Source organism: Bacillus sp. AR8-1 (assembly GCF_008042345.1).
Classification (GTDB): Bacteria; Bacillota; Bacilli; order Bacillales; family Bacillaceae_G; genus Bacillus_A; species Bacillus_A cereus.
Genome location: NZ_QNUB01000004.1, coordinates 19,156 through 40,551 on the forward strand (window position 1 = coordinate 19,156; position 21,396 = coordinate 40,551).

Genomic DNA, 21,396 nt, shown 5'->3' on the forward strand with positions numbered 1-21,396 from the left:
AATCAACTTGTACATGTTTCCCTTTATTTGTCACACACATATGTTATTTTGACCAAGACTATATTGTAAATGAGGTGACAACATGCCCATTACGAATCGATTTTCTACCACCACTAACGGCGCACTCGCTATTACAGGTAATACTTTAGGCTTAAGTAAAATCAGCAATCAAAACCGTGCTGGTACAATCGGGGCAATTGGTGCATTCGCAACTACGAATACTGCTTTACAAGTACCTACTTTTCCTGCTGGTACAACGTTAAACTATACACAAAATAGTTCTACCGCCATTTTAAATATCCCTGCTGGTAGTACTATTCTTTACGCAGAACTCGTTTGGGGTGGAAACTATTTATCTCGTGATCAAAACATTACGAGTGTATTAGGAAATCCAGTTTCTTTTACAACACCTGTTTCAACATACTCGATTACTCCTTCAGCTGTTACGGCTTCAAATCAAACATTTGTTTCAAACTCTATTACATTTGGCTTTTACACCCGTTCGGCAGACGTAACAACTCTTATTCAAGCGGGAGGTGCTGGTTCCTATACTACAGGAGCGGTTCCTGGACTTGTAGATCCTATAGATGCTTCTAATGGAACAATTAATTCGGCTGGATGGACGCTTATCGTCGCTTATCAAAACGGGACATTGCCAGCAAGAAACTTAACCATTTATGTAGCTGGTAACCGTGTTTCTGCAGAAACTGGTAGTGCTGATGTATCTGTTTCTGGATTTTTAACACCTTCAGGAGGACCAGTAAGCGGGAGATTATTTTTAAGTTCTACCGAAGGAGATGCAGATTTAACCGGGGATCAAGCTTTATTTGGACCAAATTTCAGTTCATTAAATGCTTTATCTGGACCAAACAATGCTATAAATAATTTCTTCGGTTCTCAAGTTAATAATGCTGCAGGAAACTTAGATACAACAGGGACATTTGGAACGCGAAATCAAAGTGCTTCTACAAGTACAAACATCTCCGCAGGAAGACAGGGCTGGGACATTACTTCCATTGATATTTCCTCTTATTTAACAAACTCACAAGTATCCGCCGCAATCCGTTTAACTACTAACGGAGATGCATATATGTTAAATACAGTCGGCTTACAAATTAATATAAACTCCCCAAATATACAAGCAACGAAAAGCGTAAATAAAAGTGTTGCTGCAATTGGAGATATTCTCACTTATACAGTTACTATCCCTAACACCGGGCTTCTTCCTGCCAATAACGCTATTTTTATAGATAGTCTCCCTAACGGTACTTCTTTTATACCCGGCACTGTAACAGTAGATAACGTACCACAAACAAATGCAAATCCTGCGGCTGGTATATCTCTTGGAACAATTAATAATGGTGCTTCTCGCACAGTAACCTTCCAAGCTACTGTCGTTTCTCTTCCAAGTCAAAACCCTATCTCTAACACTGCTAATATTACATTTCAATATACACCAATCGCCGGAGGAACAACCTTTAACGGTCTTGCAACAAGTAACTCTGCTGGAACACAAATTAACCTTGCAGATATTAATGGAACAAAATCAGTTAACAAACTTTTTACCGATATTGGTGAAACATTAACTTACAGTATTGCCTTAGCTAATATAGGAAATATCGCTGCAACGAATGTGATATATACGGATCCGATTCCTAGCGGGACTACTTTCATTCCAGGGAGTGTAACTGTGAACGGAGTTACTCAAGCTGGCGCAAATCCCGCTAATGGTATAACAATTGGTTCAATTGCCGCAAATTCCACTACTACTATTTCATTCCAAGTGCTCGTTCCTTCTATCCCTCAAACAAACCCAATATTAAATAGTGGAACAACAACATATCAATACATTCCTGTACCAAATCAACCTGCAGTAAGTGGGACTGATACGACCAATATCGTATCTACTCAAGTGAATAACGCCACTGTAACAATGGCAAAAGCAGTAGATAAAAATTTCGCAGATATTGGTGATACACTAACGTACACCGTTTCCTTTACAGGTACAGGTAATACAAATGCGAACAATGTTATTTTTACAGATATCATTCCTACTGGAACAACTTTTGTTCTAAACAGTTTAACAATAGATGGCACGACACAAGTGGGCGCAAACCCTGCTACCGGCGTGAACATTGGATCCATCCCAAGCGGTACAATAAAAAATGTTGCATTTCAAGTAGTAGTAAATACAATACCCGCGTCAAATGTCGTATCTAACGGATTAAGCGCTTCTTATCAATATACCGTAAACCCTAGCCAATCTCCCGTTACAAAAAACATTTCTTCTAATCTCGTTTCCACTCAAATTAACAATGCGAATGTAACATTAACAAAATCAACTAACAAACAATTTGCCACAATTGGCGAAACGATAAGTTATACAATCCTTATTACAAACAGTGGAAATGCAGCCGCTAATAACGTTCAACTAACAGATCCACTTCCAAACGGAACGATATTGACTCTTGGCACTGTAACACTAAACGGAGTTTTGCAGAATGTAGATTCTCTCGTTGCTTTACCTATCGGTACAATTCCTGGTGGAGCTACTTTTACCTTATCCTTTCAAGTAACAGTCATTAACATTACTGCCCAAAACCCTATTATTAATAACGCTTTCGCCTCTTATATTTACACTGTAAATCCAAGTTTGCCACCTACTTCAAAAACAGCAAATTCTAATTCTGTTACATCAACAATTAGACTAGCAAATCTCCATGTTAATAAATCTGTAGATAAAACGTTTGCGGAAGTTGGCGATGTATTAACTTACACCTTTGCTCTTACTAACGATGGAAATGTTGCAGCGAACAATATATTACTATCTGATTCAATTGCGAATGGAACCGCCTTTATCCCAAACAGCGTTATAGTTAACAGTGTTACTCAGCCAGGCGTTACACCAGCTAGCATCAATATTGGTAGCATCAATGCTAATACTACAATTACAGCTTCATTCCAAGTAGTAATAACTAGCATTCCAAATCCAAACCCTATTTCAAATAGCGCTTCCATCTCCTATAACTTTATCGTTGATCCAAACACTTCACCTGTAAGTAAGAACACTACTTCAACCACTACATTTACTCAAGTAAACGATGCAAATGTCATTTCAGCCAAAACAGTGGATCGAGAGTTCGCTACCGTAGGGGATATATTAACTTATACTGTTACTTTGACGAATGCAGGAAGTGTTTCTGCTGATAGCCCTACTTTCGTAGATACGAATCCAGACGGTACTACCTTTATTCCAAACACTTTTCTTATTAATGGTGTACTTCAAAATAACGCAGATCCAAATATAGGTGTTCCGCTACCTTCCATTGCTGCTAACGGTTCACTTACCGTCTCTTATCAAGTAACCGTCAACTCTTTACCAACACAAAATCCAACATTAAATTCATCTAGTACACAGTATAGCTTTATTTTAAATCCGGGCGATCCACCAACTATAGAAACATCTGTAAGTAACACTGTAAGTACACAAATTAATTTAGCAAATGTCGTTATTGTCAAAGAAGTAGATTTAACTATCGCCGACGTCGGGCAACCAATCACATATACAATTTCTTTAGCTAATCTTGGCAATACTACAGCCAATAATGTTATTGTTACCGATATAATCCCTAATGGCACCACTATCGTTCCAAATAGTATTTTTATAGGTGGTGCTTTACAACTAGGTGCAGACCCTAGTGCCGGTCTTCAAGTGGGCTCCATTCCTTCGGGTGGTTTTACAACGATTGTGTTTCAAATAAGTGCAAATGGGCTACCTTCACCAAACCCAATTCAAAACAGCGCTGCACTTCAATATAGCTTTATCGCTGATCCAAACTTACCTGCTCTCGTTAGAAACGCCGCTAGCAATATAGTAACTACACAAATTAATACTGCTAATATCGTTGCTACAAAACTAACGAGTACAAACTTCGCTGATGTTGGTGATGTCATATTATATGCGACTATTTTAACAAATAACGGGAATATCCCTGCTGCTAATGTAACGTTTACAGATATCATTCCAGCGGGAACTCTCTTCATTCCTAATACTGTAACGATTAATAATGTCCCTATAGCTAATGCAAATCCTGCTAACGGCATTTCGATTGGTACGATAGGAGCGAATTCATCACGCACTGTTGCATTCCAAGTTTTTGTACCAACTATCCCTGCTGTAAACCCAATTACAAATCAATCAGGCACAACATTCCAATATACGTATGATCCATCCAAACCCGCTGTGATGCAGATGGTTGCTTCTAATACTGTACAGACAACTATTAATAACGCCTCAATTGCCGCTACTAAATCGGCAGATAAACAATTTGCTAACGTAAATGATATTATTACGTACACGACTACTTTAACGAATAACGGGAACACACTTGCATCAAATGTAATATTTACAGATGTAATTCCAAACGGAACATCGTTTATTCCTAATAGTGTTACTGTAAACGGAAATACACTGCCTAATGTCAATCCAGCAAGCGGAATTGCAATCGACCCAATAAATCCGAATGCAAATACGATCATCTCGTTCCAAGTACAAGTAAATTCTATCCCGAATCCAAATCCAATCCCGAACCAAAGCAATACAACGTACCAGTATGTCGTAGATCCTAACTTACCTCCAGCATCCGCCAATACGTTAAGTAACGTAATAACAACTCAAATTAATAACGCTACTATTGTCGCTACTAAGTCTGTGAATACACCGACAGCTGCAATTGGTGATATTGTTACCTATACGATTGCAGTAACAAATACAGGTAATATCCCTGCTAGTGCAACTGTTTTAACAGATGGGCTTGGCGCAGGAGCTTCATTTATCCAAAACTCCGTAACTATCAATAATGTTCCACAACCAGGATTAGATCCATCACTTGGTGTTCACTTGGCAGATATTTCACCAGGAGATACTGTATTCATTACTTTTCAAGCACAAATTTTAGCAATACCACCTAGTGGCACATTAACAAATAATGCTCTTGTAAATTATGAATATACCGTGAATCCAAACCAATCTCCTGCTGTTGGTAGTACAATTACGAATACGACGGTTACTCCAATTATTGATGCTACTCTTTCTATAAATAAAACTGTCAATTCAACATTCGCTACTATTGGAGATACACTTACTTTCACTTCTACCATTACTAATTCCGGTAATACTACCGCAAACAATGTCATTTTTACAGATGTAATTCCAAATGGTACAACGTTTATTCCAAATAGTTTTACGGTAAATGGAACAACTATTCCTAATGCAAATCCACAAAATGGTATCAATATTGGCAACATAAATTCAAATACATCCGTTATACTCAGTTTTCAAGTAAACATTACAACGATTCCAAATCCTAATCCAATCCCTAACAAATCATCGCTTCAATATAGCTTTATTGTAGATATAAATGAACCGCCAGTTTCACGAACAGTTAAATCTAATAAAACTTTTACACAAGTAAATACTGCTTCTGTTATCGCAACAAAAACTGCAAGCAGTGCTTTTGCTGCTGTTGGAGATATAATTACGTATACAACTACCCTCACCAATAGCGGAAATACTGCCGCAAACACACCTGTTTTTATCGATATATTACCACCTGAACTTTCATTCGTTCCTGATAGCGTACAAATTAATACCATTCCACAACTTGGATTTAGACCAGATAGCGGGATTTCTTTAGACTCAATTCCAGTTGGAGGAACGACAACAATTAGCTTTCAAGCTATCGTTGGCTCAATACCAGTTATAAATCCAACTTTGAACCAGTCTAGCACGACATACTCGATCATTGTTGATCCTACCCAGCCGCCGGTGACAGAAACAGCTACAAGTAATCCAACTTTAGTTCAAATTAACGAAGCGATTATTCAAGCAACGAAAAGTGTGGATCGGCTATTTTCTGACATAGCACCTGGAAATTCATTTTTAACGTATACAGTTTTATTAGAAAATGTAGGAAACACAACTGCTACGAATATCATTTTTACAGATCCGATTCCAAATAACGCAGTATTTATAGAAGATAGCGTTCGAGTAGGCGGAGTTTTATTACCTGGAGTAAATCCAGCGAACGGGATACCAATTGGGGATATTATTGCAGGAGATTTTATAAATGTTACCTTCCGTGTGCAAGTAGTTAGCATTCCAAATCCAATTTTCACAATTGGACCAGGCGGACCAAACTCACCGGTTGTAAACGGCGCTTCTATTGATTATAAATTTATGACAGGACCTAATTTACCACTTGTTTCACGAAATACGACATCTAATTCTGTTTCGACACAAATAAATTCTGGGGAAATTGTGGCAATCAAATCTGTAGATAAAACTTTCGCAACGATTGGTGATACAATTTCTTATACAATTACATTAAGTAACCCTGGAAATGTCACTTCACAAAATATAATTTTCACGGATACTTTACCTGATGGGACGACATTCATATCTGGCACTCTTACAAACGATTCTGGTACACAGCAAATCGGAAATCCATCTAACGGGATTCAGATTGGAAATATAAACCCAAATGGAACGGCCGTAATTACTCTCAACGTACTTGTTACAAACATTCCAAGTATAAATCCAATTTCTAATTTTAGTTCTGTACAATTTGCACATGTAGTTGATCCTAGCCAACCTGCCGTAACACAAACGAACGTATCTAATGCTGTTTCGACAACAATTAATAGTGCAATATTAACGACCCAAAAAAGCGTTGATAAATCTATCATTTCTGTTGGAGATACGATTACGTATACAACAACTATTACAAATACAGGAAATACGACTGCAACGAATATAACGTTCACGAGCGCAATTCCAGCTAACACTACCTTTATACCAAACTCAGTCAAAATAAATGGGGTTCAGCAATCTGGTGCGCAACCAGCACTTGGAGTAACTATACCAAATATCGCTCCTGGTGAAACAGTAACCGTTACTTTCCAAGCAAATGTTCTTTCTGTTCCCCCTTCAAGTTCAATTATGGGTAATGACACAATTTTATATTCTTATACTGTCGATCCAAACGGAACTCCTATTACAACTTCTACTTCCACGAATATCGTTACAAACCCGGTACTAGATGCTATGATAACGATGGTAAAATCGGTCGATCAAACAATTGTAACACTAGGTGATACCATTACCTATACAACCATTTTAACGAATAATGGCAATACAAATGCAACTAATATTACTTTCACTGATCTTATTCCAGACGGCACAACGTTCATTCCGAATAGTGTCACAATCAATGGCAGTACACACATTGAACTCGATCCTAATACAGGTATAACAATCGGATCAATTGCTCCTAACAACTCAATATCTATCGCATTTCAAGTTACTGCTACTTCTACACCAAACCAAAATCCTGTAGCCAATTCCGCTACTGCTTCTTACACATTTATCGCTGATCCAAATGCACCGATCGTTTCAAGAAACGTTACTTCAAACACAGTGTTTACTACGATTAATACAGCTAACATTCTTTCATTAAAACAAGTCGATAAATCCTTTAGTCGTATTGGAGACACACTCACTTATACTGTCGTTTTAACAAACAATGGAAATTCCTCCGCACAAAATATTATTTTCACAGATGCTATGTCGAGCGGAACGACATTTATTACAAATTCATTTTCTATTAATGGAATTCCTCAAAGTGGTGCAGATCCAACAAACGGTGTAAATATTGGGCCGATAACAGCTGGGGCTACAGTAACTGTTTCATTCCAAGTAAATGTGACCTCATTACCAACCCAAAACCCAATTGTAAATTTCTCATCAACATCGTACCAATTAGTCTCACCACCTGATGCAGAAACTTCAATTAGTAATCCTGTTTCAACACAAATTAAAGAAGCAATATTATCTATGACGAAAAATGAAAGTGTATCCTTTGCAGATATCGGGCAAACTGCTTTTTATACTACTTCTATTACCAATGTAGGCAATTCCGATGCAACTAATATTGTATTCACAGATGCATTACCAAGTGGACTCACATTTGTTCCTAACACATTAACTGTCGATGGCGTTTTACAACCTAACGCGGATCCAAATACAGGTGTATTACTTGCAACACTTCCACCAAATGAAATATATAGTATCGTCTTTCAAGTTACAGTAAACAATATTCCCCCTAGTAACCCAGCACCAAATACAGCAGCAACGACGTATGAGTTTACTGTTGATCCTGTTAATCCCCCCATTTCAAGTGCAGCTACTTCCAACACTACACTTCTTCAAATAAACAACGCAACTATTATTAGCACAAAAACAGCAGATCTTACTTTCGCGGATATTGGTAATACAATAACATTTACACTTAACCTCCCTAATACCGGGAATGTGACCGCAACTGATGTAACTATTATCGATATTCTTGATAGCAATTTAAGTTTCGTTCCAAATAGTTTCACAGCTAATGGGCAAACCATTCCAAACGCCGATTTATCAACTGGTGTAAATATTGGTTCCATTAATGGTGGTAATACGGCAATCGTTACATTTCAAGCAACTGTTATTACACTTCCAACACTTAATCCCATTTCTAACTCTGCTTCTACCACATATCATTATGTCGTTGATCCTAGCCAGCCACCTATTACAACTTCCAATCAATCTAATACAACGACAACACAAATTAATAGCGCTATCCTTACTGCACAAAAAAATTCAGATGTATCTACGGTAGATATCGGGCAGGATATTACCTACACCGTTACAATTACAAATAGCGGAAATGTGAGTGCAACGAATGTTATTTTTACCGACCTTATTCCAGACGGAACTTCCTTTGAACCGAATAGCTTTACACTAAACGGAACTAGCATCCCAAATGCAGATATCATTACAGGCGTTCCAATCGGTGATATCGCGCCAAACGAATCTGTCATCGTAGCATTTCACATTTTCGCCAATGGAATTCCGCCTATAAATCCAATTACTAATCAAGCTAGCGTTAGCTTTCAACATATCGTTAATCCAGCTAATCCTCCAGTTTCAAAAAATATTATTTCTAACAACGTTACAACAAAAATTGAAAGTGCTATTTTAAATACTATTAAAATAGGAGATAAAACTTTTGCAACGATTGGTGATACAATTACGTATACAACGACTATTACGAACACAGGCAATATTCCTGCTAACAACGCTATATTCTCAGACCCTTTACCATCGTGGACACAATTTGTTGCAGGATCAGTTATTGTTGATGGCACTCCATTACCATCGGCTTCTATCATTGACGGTGTTGGCATAAATACAATCAATCCAAATCAAACTGTTACAATCATATTCCAAGTACAAATCGTAAGTAATCCAACAACGTTCACACCTGAACTCCAAAACTTAGGATTTGTTAACTTCCAATATAACGTAGGCAATGCATTACAGGCTCAACCTGGCAATGTGGAAACGAACGTCTTCGTTACCTCTATTAATTCAGCAATACTTTCAGCTGTAAAAACTGCTAATACAGCCTTTGCAAATATTGGAGATACGATCACTTATACAGTTTTGATTCAAAATAGCGGCAATACAAATGCAACGAATGTAAATTTCTCAGACATGGTTCCAGCAGGTACGACCTTTGTTGAAAATAGTTTTGCTGTAAATGGAAGTACCATTCCAGGCGCAAATCCAAATAATGGAGTTAATGTCGGAACAGTTAGCGCAGGTAGTTCCTTAACCGTTACTTTCCAAGTCATAGTTACATCAACTCCACCTTCAAATCCGATTACAAACGTAGCATCTATTCAATACGCATTCATCGTTGATCCGGCCTCTCCTCCTGTTACAGGCACGATAAATTCTAATAGCGCTTCAACACAAATTAATAACGCAACTGTTACAACTGTTTTACAAGCAAATCGAACAATCGTATCTATTGGAGATGTAATTACGTATACAGCAACATTAACGAATACTGGAAACTTCCCTGCAAACTCTGTATTACTCATTAACGGAGTTCCTGAAGGAGCATTATTTGTTCCAAATAGTGTTACGCTCAACGGGATTTCACTTCCAGATGCAAGTCCAACTCTCGGTATTCCAGTTGGTATTATCGCACCAGGTGATTCCGCTACTATTACGTTCCAATTTCTTGCAAGTTCTATTCCACCGCAAGGAGCGATTATAAATCAAGCACTTACAAGTTACACGTATATTGTCGATCCAAGTCAACCTCCTGTTACAGCAACATCCTCGTCTAATACGGTTAATACAGCTGTTGTTGATGCATCGTTATCCGTAATTAAAAGTACAGATTCTCTCGTACAATCTACTGACGGTACAATCACTTACACAGTAGTCGTTCAAAACAACGGAAATACTACTGCAAATACAGTTACTTTAACAGATTTGGTCCCAGAAGGAACTGCATTTATTCCGAATAGCGTAACTATTAATAGTGTTTCCGTTCCAGGTGCCAATCCTAACGTAGGAATACCATTAAACTCCATCGCACCGTCAGAAAACGTCACTGTAACATTCCAAGTTATCGTTCAATCTATTCCAAGCGTGAACCCAATTTCTAATACAGCCCGTATTGACTATACTTTTATCGCCGATCCAACTGCCCCTATCATCTCTCGAACAATTACGTCTAATCCTGCTTTCACACAAATTTCGGATGCGACTATCCTTTCTTTAAAAGGAGTCAATTCACAACAAGCAACAACAGGTGATATTTTGACTTACACAATAACACTAGAAAATACCGGAAATATTCCAGCTACTAATCTCATATTTTCAGATACTATCTCCCAAAATACTACATTCGTAGAAAATAGTTTTACACTTAACGGAACAACTATACTTGGTGCTAATCCAAATGTAGGTGTTACTTTACCTACCCTAGCAGCAAACGCTACTCATCTTATTTCGTTCCAAATTCTTATTAACGATTCATTCTCGCAAGAATCGATTACAAATCAATCCAATACAACATATACAATCCAACCAGACCCAGGGCAACCGCCTATTACTGAAACATCTACTAGTAATATCGTCATTACAAATTTCGTGCAAGCACAATTGACAATTACTAAAACATCCAATCCAACAACTGTAGATATCGGTGGAACTATACTTTATATTTCTGAAGTGAAAAATATCGGTAATGTTGACGCAATAAATATTAATTTCACAGATTTTATTCCAGCTGGGACTACATTCGTTCCCGATAGTGTCACAATTAATGGTGTCCTTCAGCCAGGTGTAAATCCTGAAAACGGAATACCGATTGGAACAAATCCAGCAAACAGTTCCAAAACGATACTATTTCAAGTGCAAACAAATAATCCACCTACTGAAACCGAAATTGCAAATCAATCTTCAGCAACTTACCAATATGTAAGTATTCCTACAGCCCCACCAGTAAATCGCTCTGCAAATTCTAACATTGTTACAACATCACTTCAAAATGCAAATATTATTTCTGTTAAAAGCGCGGATGTAAATTTCATATCAATCGGGCAAATTATTACCTACACAAATACACTACAAAATATAGGAACCGTTCCGGCTAACAATACCGTGTTCATTGATAACATTCCAGAAGGTACTATATTCATTGAGGATAGCTTAGCAATAAATAATGTAACTCAGCCTGGCGCTAATCCTGAAAACGGAGTAACTCTCGGCACGATACAACCAAATGAAACAGTCACTATTTCATTCCAAGTACAACTTACAAATATACCAGAGGGCAATACAGTCATTAATATTTCAGACACTTCGTACGAATACCAAATTGATCCTAGTTCTCCAATTATTCAGCGTAGATCGTTATCAAATGCAGTAAATACTGAAGTACGGACAGCAAATGTTAGTGCCATTAAATCCGCCAATAGATCCATTACACGTATCGGTCAAATCATCACATATACAGTCGCAGTTACAAACGCTGGTACAATACCTATTACAAATACGCTTCTACTTGACGCAATTGCTGCTGGCACCACATTCGTTCCAAATAGCATTCTTGTAGATGGCGTACCAAGACCTAACGAAAATCCAATTACCGGTATCAATCTTGATATAATTCTTCCAAATAATACGATTATTGTTACGTTCCAAGTAAGCGTAGTCTCTATACCGCCACAAAATAACATTAATAATATCGCTGTCATTCACTATGAGTATCGACCAGACCCAAGCACACCACCAATTTCAGAAACGACCTCTTCCAATGCTACAAACATACAATTTATTGATGCTATTCTTATTGCTACAAAATCTGCTAATACTGTATTAGCTACTATTAATGAAACCATTGAATATACAGTATTCATTCAAAATAATGGATCGGCTACAACTAACTCCATCTTTTTTACAGATACTATAGCGGATGGAGCAGTATTTATTCCAGGAAGTGTAATAGTTAATAATACTGTACTTCCTGCAGCAGATCCGAATATCGGCTTTTCCATTCCTAATGTCGCAGCAGGTCAAATGACTACAATAACATTCCAAGTTTCCGTTACGAATTTACCTACTGTAAATCCAACACCTAATACTGCAAACATCGTCTACGACTTTATTTTCAATCCTGACTTTGCACCAATTCAAAAATCTACTACTTCCAATACTACTTTCGTTCAAATTAATGATGCTGATATCGTTTCACTTAAAACTGTTGATTTAACCTCTGTAACGATTGGTGACATTTTAACTTATACAACAACTTTAACGAATACAGGGAATACGGATGCCACTGCTGTTGTATTTACAGACAATATACCTGATGGAACAACCTTTATTGACGGTAGCGTTTTAGTAAATAACATTCCTCAGCTTAACGCCAATCCAAGTGTAGGTATACTTGTAGGAACGATTGCTCCTAATATTTCTATCCCAGTCACATTTTCTGTTACCGTCGTAGCTCTTCCTGCTAGCGGCCATGTTCAAAATCAATCAACTTCTCGTTATACAATTAACGTGGAAGAACAAATATCGACTAGCAATATTACCTTCACTGAAGTTATTTCCGCTAATGTAATTGCGACAAAAACAACACCTATCCAATATGCTGACTTACAAACTATCATCCCTTATACAATTTCCATCATAAATAACGGAAATATACAAGTCGAAAACATTATTGTTACAGATATTATCCCGGCAAATACGAGCTTTATAGAGAATAGTGTTATTGTGAACGGCAACGCTCGGCCAAATGACAACCCTCTTAACGGTATACAAATTGATACTATTCCACCTAATACGACAGCAACCATTCTATTCCAAGTACGGGTTACTTCGATTCCACAAACAAATCCAATCTCTAACACGAGTACAATTGAATATGAATACACGGTACCAGATCGACCACCTATTACCGAAACTATTATTTCATCAGCTGCCGCAACAGAAATTAATCACGCAAATTTGAATAGTAATAAAGCTGTTGACCTTACATTTGCAACGGTTAGTGATACGTTAACGTATACGATTACACTAAGTCAAACCGGTAATGTTGCAGTAAATGATGTAATCATTCAAGATATTATTCCTCAAGGTACTACGTTTATAGAAAATAGCGTCATTGTAAACGGAGAAACTCTTCCAGGAGTGAATCCAGTAAGCGGCATACCACTTGGTACTATAACTATTGGTGGGGATGCTATCGTTTCATTCCAAGTAACTGTGACTTCTATTCCAACACCAAATGAACTAAACAACAACGCAATTACTACTTTTAACTATATAGTCAACCCAAATAACGTACCTGTTACAAATACGACTACAACAAACACCGTCACAACTACTGTCCAAAATGATAATGTCATTGCCATAAAATCTGTTGATGTAACTAATGCCTTACCTGCTCAAACTTTGACGTATACAATTACGATTACGAATAGCGGTAATGTAACGATTGAAAACCTTCTTGCCATAGACACCGTACCAATAGATACGACTTTTGTTGCTGGTAGTGTTACGATTAATGGAATCAATCAGCCTAATGAGAATCCTGAAAATGGTATTACGTTAGGAAATCTTGCTCCTAATGACTCTGTCATTATTACGTTCCAAGTGACAATATCTTCTTCTACTCTTCAACCTACAATTAATAACGATGCTTCTGTTTCCTATACCGTTATCATTGATCCAACAAAACCACCTATTACAATTACAAAGCAAACAAATACCGTTACAACGACAGTCATTGATCCGATGGTTGGCATTGAAAAAACAACTGACAAATCTATCGTCGTTATAGGAGATATCATTACATTCACATTAGCGGTATTTAATCACTCCCCAATTCCGACAATCAGTACTTCTGTTATAGACACAATTCCAGCTGGTACAACATTTATAGAAAACAGCGTAACAATTAACGGTACTCCCGTTCCAAATGTTCGTCCAGACACTGGTATTAATATCGGCTCTTTACCTGCAGATTCAGTAGCAACTATAACATTTCAAGTTCTCGTAACTTCTATTCCTTCAAACAGTACAATTATAAATTCTGCAACAGTTACCGCTGCCTTTCAATTGACACCACAGGATCCAATTATTACTTTCATTGTTAATTCAAATATCGTTCGTATACCAATTCAATTTATAACTGTAACAGTCACGAAAAATGCTTCCGTCAGCTCAGCTTATTTAAATCAATATTTTGATTACACCGTGCGCATTACGAATACTTCCAAAATTTCACTCTCAAATATTTCTTTACAAGATACCATTCCAGCAGGTTTACAATTTATAAACGGCACTGTCTTTATTAACGGTGAACGCTCTCCACTAGCGAATCCGAATATCGGTTTCCTAGTTGCCACTAATTTGGAACCAAACGAAACAATTATCGTATTATTCACAGTACAAGTAATAAGTCCACCTGTTAATAATGAATTTAAAAATACGGCCAATATTTCGTTACAACTTCAAGTCTCGCCTACCGACCCACCAATTACAGTAACCGTTACAAGTAACGAAAACATCGTCACTTTTGTTCCAGAAAATCCAGATGAAACATTTCCAAATTTAAATTGCTTCTTTGACGGTGAACGCTTCATTCGCATTACTCCTCGAAATGTACGAAATTACCTTTGGACTTGGATTTGGTGGAAGTAATTGAAACAAAAAAGAGATTGTAGTTTGGTTGAAACCAAATTACAATCTCTTTTTCATTACCTATATCCCACTACGTTGTAACTCGTCCAAGGATATACAATTAAACAACATCTCAAGTTATTTTAGTCGTAATAAGTTGGCCAGCTTCATTAATAGTAACTTTCCATTTCACTCCACTAGCAGTCTTCATGATTATACCTTTACTTGCCTCTATTTCAATATCTCCAAACATTCTTCCACCAGTTGTCGCTAACCAAGCGTTCCCGTTTTCCATAGAAGATCTTGCAAAAATACGATTAATTCGAAAACGCTTATGATCTTGAGAATAACCACTTAATGTAATTCTAACTTTATATAACTGACTCGCCTTCATATTCGATATAATTGTATCGCCAACATTTAATGGAACATCCAACGCGATAACCCAACTTCCAGTTGCGCTTAATGCATATTCAATTTTAATTTTCTTTGCGCTCTCTCCCCACCCAAAATACATTCCAAAACAATTTAACATTTGTATTGGTTTTTTCGTAAAATCCAGTTCAATTACAACTGGATTACTATCTGGAACGTCAATATAGTTTACACTTTGTTCATCTATTAAATTAAAGCAATTTGTGAGATTTCCCCCGTACGGCACTTTTCCACTTACTTGCTTAACGTTATATTTTTGCTGAGCATTTACTAAAATATCATCTTGATTTCCTATTAAATGAGGTCTATTTAACGTCAAAGGTAACTGAATTCGTAGGGATTCTTCATAAGTAGACTTACAAACATTGTATTGTCCTTTATCTACAATAGTTGTCGAAAGCAGATTTGAAAAAAGGTAGTTACGATGAGAATTGGAAGAAAATTCAATGACAATTTGTTCACTACTCATCCGGTACGTATCCCAGATCATACAATCAAATGTATTATACGCACCTGAGCAACGAATTGCTTTTTTCGTTTGTTGTCTACATTGCACTTGAATATCATGAAACGTATTTCCTGAACTTTCATTTGGCAAATCACTATTTCCATCTACTTCAATCCCATACACACATCCATCAATAAATATTGATTGAAATACATTGGCGTTAATCCAGCAAGGTGTATTGATATCATCTATATACTCTGTTTTCAAATATATTGCAGTTTGAAAGTTTTTAATTTGAATAAATTTAACTTGAAAGAAACTAATATAATCCCATGCCTTTTGACAATAAAAATGTATAGCTTTTCCTTTATACGATGGAGTTGTATTTATTATATTTATATTTGATATAACAGATTGATTAGGTACTTCGATTTGTTGTGAACCAGAAACATAAATAACAGCAGATTGAAACAATGAGTTTATAACTTGAATAGTACCACCAACTATCGAAGCGTTACTTTGTAGCTCAAATGCATTAAAATCCCCATCAATTTGCAGCGTTACGGTAGGATCTAACTCTAATCTTACGTTTGATTTAATAACAATCGGCTTTACAATTTTGTACGTATTTACCCCTGTAATTCTAACCGTCGAAATTCGATTCGCTACACAATAATCAATAGCTTGCTGAATTGCTAATGAGCTATCATTTCCCGAGTTTGGAACTGCGCCAAAACAATCAATGTGAACGCTACTTTCTGGCGCACAATCTTCTTGGGAAGAAATATATTCTGACAAAATAAATTCACTCCTCATATTACCTTTTTTCATATAATATGTGAGTTCTCTCTTAAAAGTTTCTATAATAAAAAAAACAAACGACCTACCCGGTCATTTGTTTAACTCATATATATTTTTCGTTTCTTCTATCATTTTAGTTAACGAGAAATACCTCACTGCTTTCTCTCGTGCTTTCAATCTAATATCATTTACCCTTTCTTCATTCCCTTGTAGTTCTTCAAGTGCACTTGCGAATTCGAATTCGCAATATTCAGATATCAAAATACCTGATTCTCCATCTATTACCGCTTCATGTATTCCGCCAACATCTATTGAAACAATTGGTGTCCCTGTAGCCATCGCTTCAATTACTACCATTGGAAACACTTCACGAAAAGATAATAAAAGTAAGGCATCCATATTCCCTATAAACTCATGCGGCTCTGAAATATTCCCTAGCATCTTCACCCTTTGCTGCAATCCATATTTTTCTATTTCTTTCATAATCGATTCTTTCTCTGGTCCATCACCAGCAATATAAAACATAAAATCATTTCTCTTTTTCAACACATTTGCAATTTTGACAAATAGTTGATGGTTTTTCTCTTTGGATAATCTAGCTAATATCCCTATTTTATATGTAGATTCTTTCTTCTTCTGCTGGAATAAAAACTTTTCAATATCGACACCGTTATAAATTGTATTTATTTTTTCTTCTGCTACATGAATTGAAATTAAATTATTCTTTTCAAACTCACTTACTGTAATAATATTGTTTACATATTTATTCATGAAATAACGAAAAAGCGTTGGCATTTTCTTTTCTAATATCGTTACATTATGTTTCGTATAAACAATTTTCATCTTTTTTTTAATAAACTTTTGAATTAGAAAAGCATATAATACCATTCGCAAACTATTTGCATGAATAAGTTCTATCTTTCGTTTATAAATTTCGTTTCGTAAATAATAAAGATTTCTCAAATGATTCCATCGACTAAGTAATATAAAATTTTCTTTTCTAGTAAGAGATTCATATAGTTCTCCATCACCTGCAGCTGTATAAATCTTAAAATCATCATAACGCAAATTACTTTCCAATTTACAGAAATAGCTCTCGGCTCCGCCAGTTATCAATTTATCTGTCATCAACAGTATATTCATAATTGCGTCTTCCCAACTACATTGATTTTATTTTTTTTATAAGCATGATAAGCATACTTACTAAAATAGTAAAAAATTTGCATCGAATTCAGTCGTTCTTGTTCCCTTAACAATTTCCAATACCGGAAAGCTGCTCTAATTTTATTTCTAGAAACAGAATTTGTAACAATTCTATATTTTGCTAACACTTGCTGTATCCCTTTTGCTTCATACCCTTCATGTAATAAGTTCAGCCATAACGCTGTATCTTCCGGCTGTATACTAGGCATTTCGACATATGGAATTTTTTCACGATCAATCATCACTGTTAAACAACCGATAATTGTATTTCCTACTAAATAATGATAGTCAACAGATTTTGGTACACTCACTTCGCAATTTAGTTCATTACCATTTTCATCAATTAAACTATACGACGCATATGAAAAAGCTATATTCATTTCTTCCATAAATAACAATTGTGTCTTCAATTTATGCGGCAACCATATATCATCACTATCTAAAAAGGCAATATACCTTCCTCTTGCCTCTTGGATCGCTAAATTCCGAGCTTTAGCAGCACCAACATTTTCTTTTAATGATAATAACCTAATTCGTGAGTCTCCTTCTATTATCTCTTTAATTTTTGCGGCAGATTGGTCGGTTGAACCGTCATCAACGATAATCATTTCCCAGTTTTCATACGATTGATTCTGTACAGATGAAATTGTCTCACCTATAAATCGTATACTATTATAAGAAGGTGTTATTACAGAAACATAAGGCGGCTCGTTATGTGCTGATAGACATTTTACCATCTATCTTTCCCCTTCCTTCATATATTGAAATATACTTCACAACAACTGCTAAAAATAAAAAGAACGCTTCGTTAATAATGAGTGACAATGACATCATCTGAAATAAAAATGCAATCATAGTCAATAGAAGATATGGTTTTTCACGAAACAAAGTATGCTGCGCTAGCTTGAACATTAATATGAATAAAAACGCACTATATAGAAGAAAACCAATTGTACCCGATTCAGACAAAATTTCTAAAAATGTATTGTGTACATATAATTTTTCATTAAATTGATACTCATAATAATTCGAAAAGTTAAAAGCACCGATTCCGATATATGGATTGGATAAATAATATTTAAAAGCAGCTTCCCATAATGTAAATCTACCACTTCCATTATCATGGGAAAAATCAGAAATTCGTTTATTTAATATGTCATCTAATTGGCCCCCCATTACACTATTCGATAAACTAAAAATAACTACACTAAACAATACTAAACTCATAATTATTTTTATTTTTTTGGCGAAACTAGATATACATATATATACAAATACGACAAGTACAAGCGCTAATATACCGCCCCTTGAAAAGGTTAATAAACTCGTCGTAACACATAAAATTAACCCTAGGATGTTAGTGATATTTTGTAAATTCGTCATATAGTACATAAAAAATATTGTATTATAGAAAATAAAAATGTTAGGATCATCTAGCAATCCAATTAACCGTGGATATCCTCTATCAACTAATAACCCGGCAAAAATATCTCTCTCTTCTCCACCGTATAAACTAAAGTATTGTAAACCGATTATATAGAGTATTAGACTTACTACATTAAATACTACTCCTACATAAGCAATAGATGATTCAAGTACCACTATTTCAGTATTGCCCAATAAATTCCTCATTATAAAATAGCATCCTAAAACAAGTAGCACGCCAAAAATCATACGAATACTAGCATTTAAATACATAGAAAGAATTCCACTCAAACAATAAATGAAATAAAACAGTAAAAATATAACTTCATGAAAATATAACTTTTGAATATGAAAGTCTTTAATTGTTAAACAAAAATATATGACTAAAAAAATCATATATATTTTCAATGAAAATCCAATATATAAATTGTATTTACTTAACATAACAAATAATATTAGAAGAATAATCCATCCCATCGATACTTTCATATTATTTTCCATAGGCTATATCCCCTGTTTCGTAATATAATCCTTTTTGCGTATTTTTCTTATAAAAGAAAGAAGAAGTTTTTTTAGCTCATAATCATATAGGAATATGGCAGCTACTACAATTAGTATATTAAGAACAAGCGCAATTAAATGATATGTATGTAATATATATTGCACTCCAATAAAGGTTACACCAAAATAAATTGTATACGGTATTACAATTTGGAATACAATTTTTTTCTTCACTACACTTACCGCTATATATCCCACTAAAGCGACTATTTCAAATAAAACCATAGCGTATGCCGCTCCTATCACTCCACCAAGACTACTAAAGCTATAAAGCATAACTCCACCGATCACCAATGCTACACACTGCACAACAGTCCTCTTATTTTGACATCCACTCGTCGTTAAACCGTCAGCAATAGCAATATTTAAACTTTGTAGCACAATAAGAAATGATAATATTTGGAGTGGTTCTACTGCATTGCTCCATTCTTCATGAAAAAATATAGAAATAAAGTGTGGTGCTAAATGATATAAACCGATCGTCATACATATCCCTACAATCGCCATTGATTTAATTTGAAGCAAATTTAATTTCGTATGCTCTTCTATATTATTCTGGTTATAATGCTTAAAGAGCACTGGAAAAAATGCACCTGCAATTACCCCTGGTACTTGATATAAAGCTGCCGGCATCCGGTACGCCACTGCAAAAACACCTACCATACTTAATGGCAATGTATAGTTAAGCAAGATAGGTGCTAATTGTGGCGTACTCATTATTAAAAAACCGCTAATAATAAAGGGAGTTAATTGCCAAAATAACGCTTTATGAATTACGACTTTCATATTCATTTTCGTCTTTCTTCTCATGATATATATACTGAATAAACCACCGATCATATACCCAAAAGCATATAAGCGAGCCGTTACATACACCGGTAACTCTCCGAAAATACAAAAACATGTAATTATAATGACAACCGATGCTGATACAACTTTAATGAGCGCTATATACTTCATACGTTCCGTCAGTTGAAAATAGGCAATTCCTATGTTTTGCCAAGTTAATCCTATTAACATGAAAAACATTACGTTTATCATCATATAAATTAAATTTTTATCCGCATACATATAATGAATAACAATATAACCGATTATAGAAATAAGAATAAGTAGAATCATCCTTATTTTTATATACGATGATAAAATCTTCTCTAAATCTGCTCCATCCTTTGCCCCTTCTCGAAGAAACGTATTACTAAGTCCTAAGTCTGTAAAAAATAACATAACAAACGTCACTGCTATGGCAACACTAAACATCCCATAATGTTGTGCGTTAAAAAAGTTTGCTAAAACAATTAAACTGACGGCCTGAAGAAGGTTAGCTAAAATCGTACTATAAAATAGATGGATAATATTGTTTAGAATAGATCTACCCATACAAGTTCTCCTTTGCAAGTAACCTACTTACATATGTTGTTTGTTTACA

Annotated in this window: 6 protein-coding genes; 1 reads left to right on the forward strand and 5 read right to left on the reverse strand. The window is 35.6% G+C overall.

Annotated elements, in window-relative coordinates; genetic code table 11:
- The first annotated feature begins 82 nt into the window (after window positions 1-82).
- Window positions 83-15,115, forward strand: coding sequence for a DUF7507 domain-containing protein (locus DN400_RS01235; protein WP_147801482.1), 15,033 nt, complete (start codon window positions 83-85; stop codon window positions 15,113-15,115).
- A gap of 112 nt (window positions 15,116-15,227) precedes the next feature.
- Here DN400_RS01235 and DN400_RS01240 read toward each other — a convergent pair whose 3' ends face one another.
- The 5 genes from DN400_RS01240 to DN400_RS01260 all read right to left on the reverse strand — a co-directional run bounded on the left by DN400_RS01240 (window position 15,228) and on the right by DN400_RS01260 (window position 21,347).
- The gene (locus DN400_RS01240; RefSeq protein WP_065228557.1) at window positions 15,228-16,775 is read right to left on the reverse strand and encodes a glycoside hydrolase family protein; all 1,548 of its coding nucleotides are present in this window, start codon (window positions 16,773-16,775) and stop codon (window positions 15,228-15,230) included.
- Window positions 16,776-16,868: 93 nt separating this feature from the next.
- The gene (locus DN400_RS01245) at window positions 16,869-17,921 is read right to left on the reverse strand and encodes a glycosyltransferase family 4 protein (RefSeq protein WP_065228556.1); all 1,053 of its coding nucleotides are present in this window, start codon (window positions 17,919-17,921) and stop codon (window positions 16,869-16,871) included.
- A complete protein-coding gene (locus DN400_RS01250; RefSeq protein ID WP_000237685.1) occupies window positions 17,918-18,718 on the reverse strand; it encodes a glycosyltransferase family 2 protein in 801 nt (266 codons plus the stop codon). The genes DN400_RS01245 and DN400_RS01250 overlap by 4 nt, the downstream gene beginning before the upstream one ends.
- Window positions 18,693-19,907 (reverse strand): O-antigen ligase family protein, encoded by a 1,215-nt coding sequence (locus DN400_RS01255; protein WP_065228554.1) that lies wholly within the window; start codon window positions 19,905-19,907, stop codon window positions 18,693-18,695. The genes DN400_RS01250 and DN400_RS01255 overlap by 26 nt, the downstream gene beginning before the upstream one ends.
- A gap of 3 nt (window positions 19,908-19,910) precedes the next feature.
- Entirely contained in the window at window positions 19,911-21,347 is a 1,437-nt protein-coding gene (locus DN400_RS01260) for an oligosaccharide flippase family protein (protein ID WP_065228553.1), read from the reverse strand.
- Window positions 21,348-21,396: the final 49 nt, after the last annotated feature.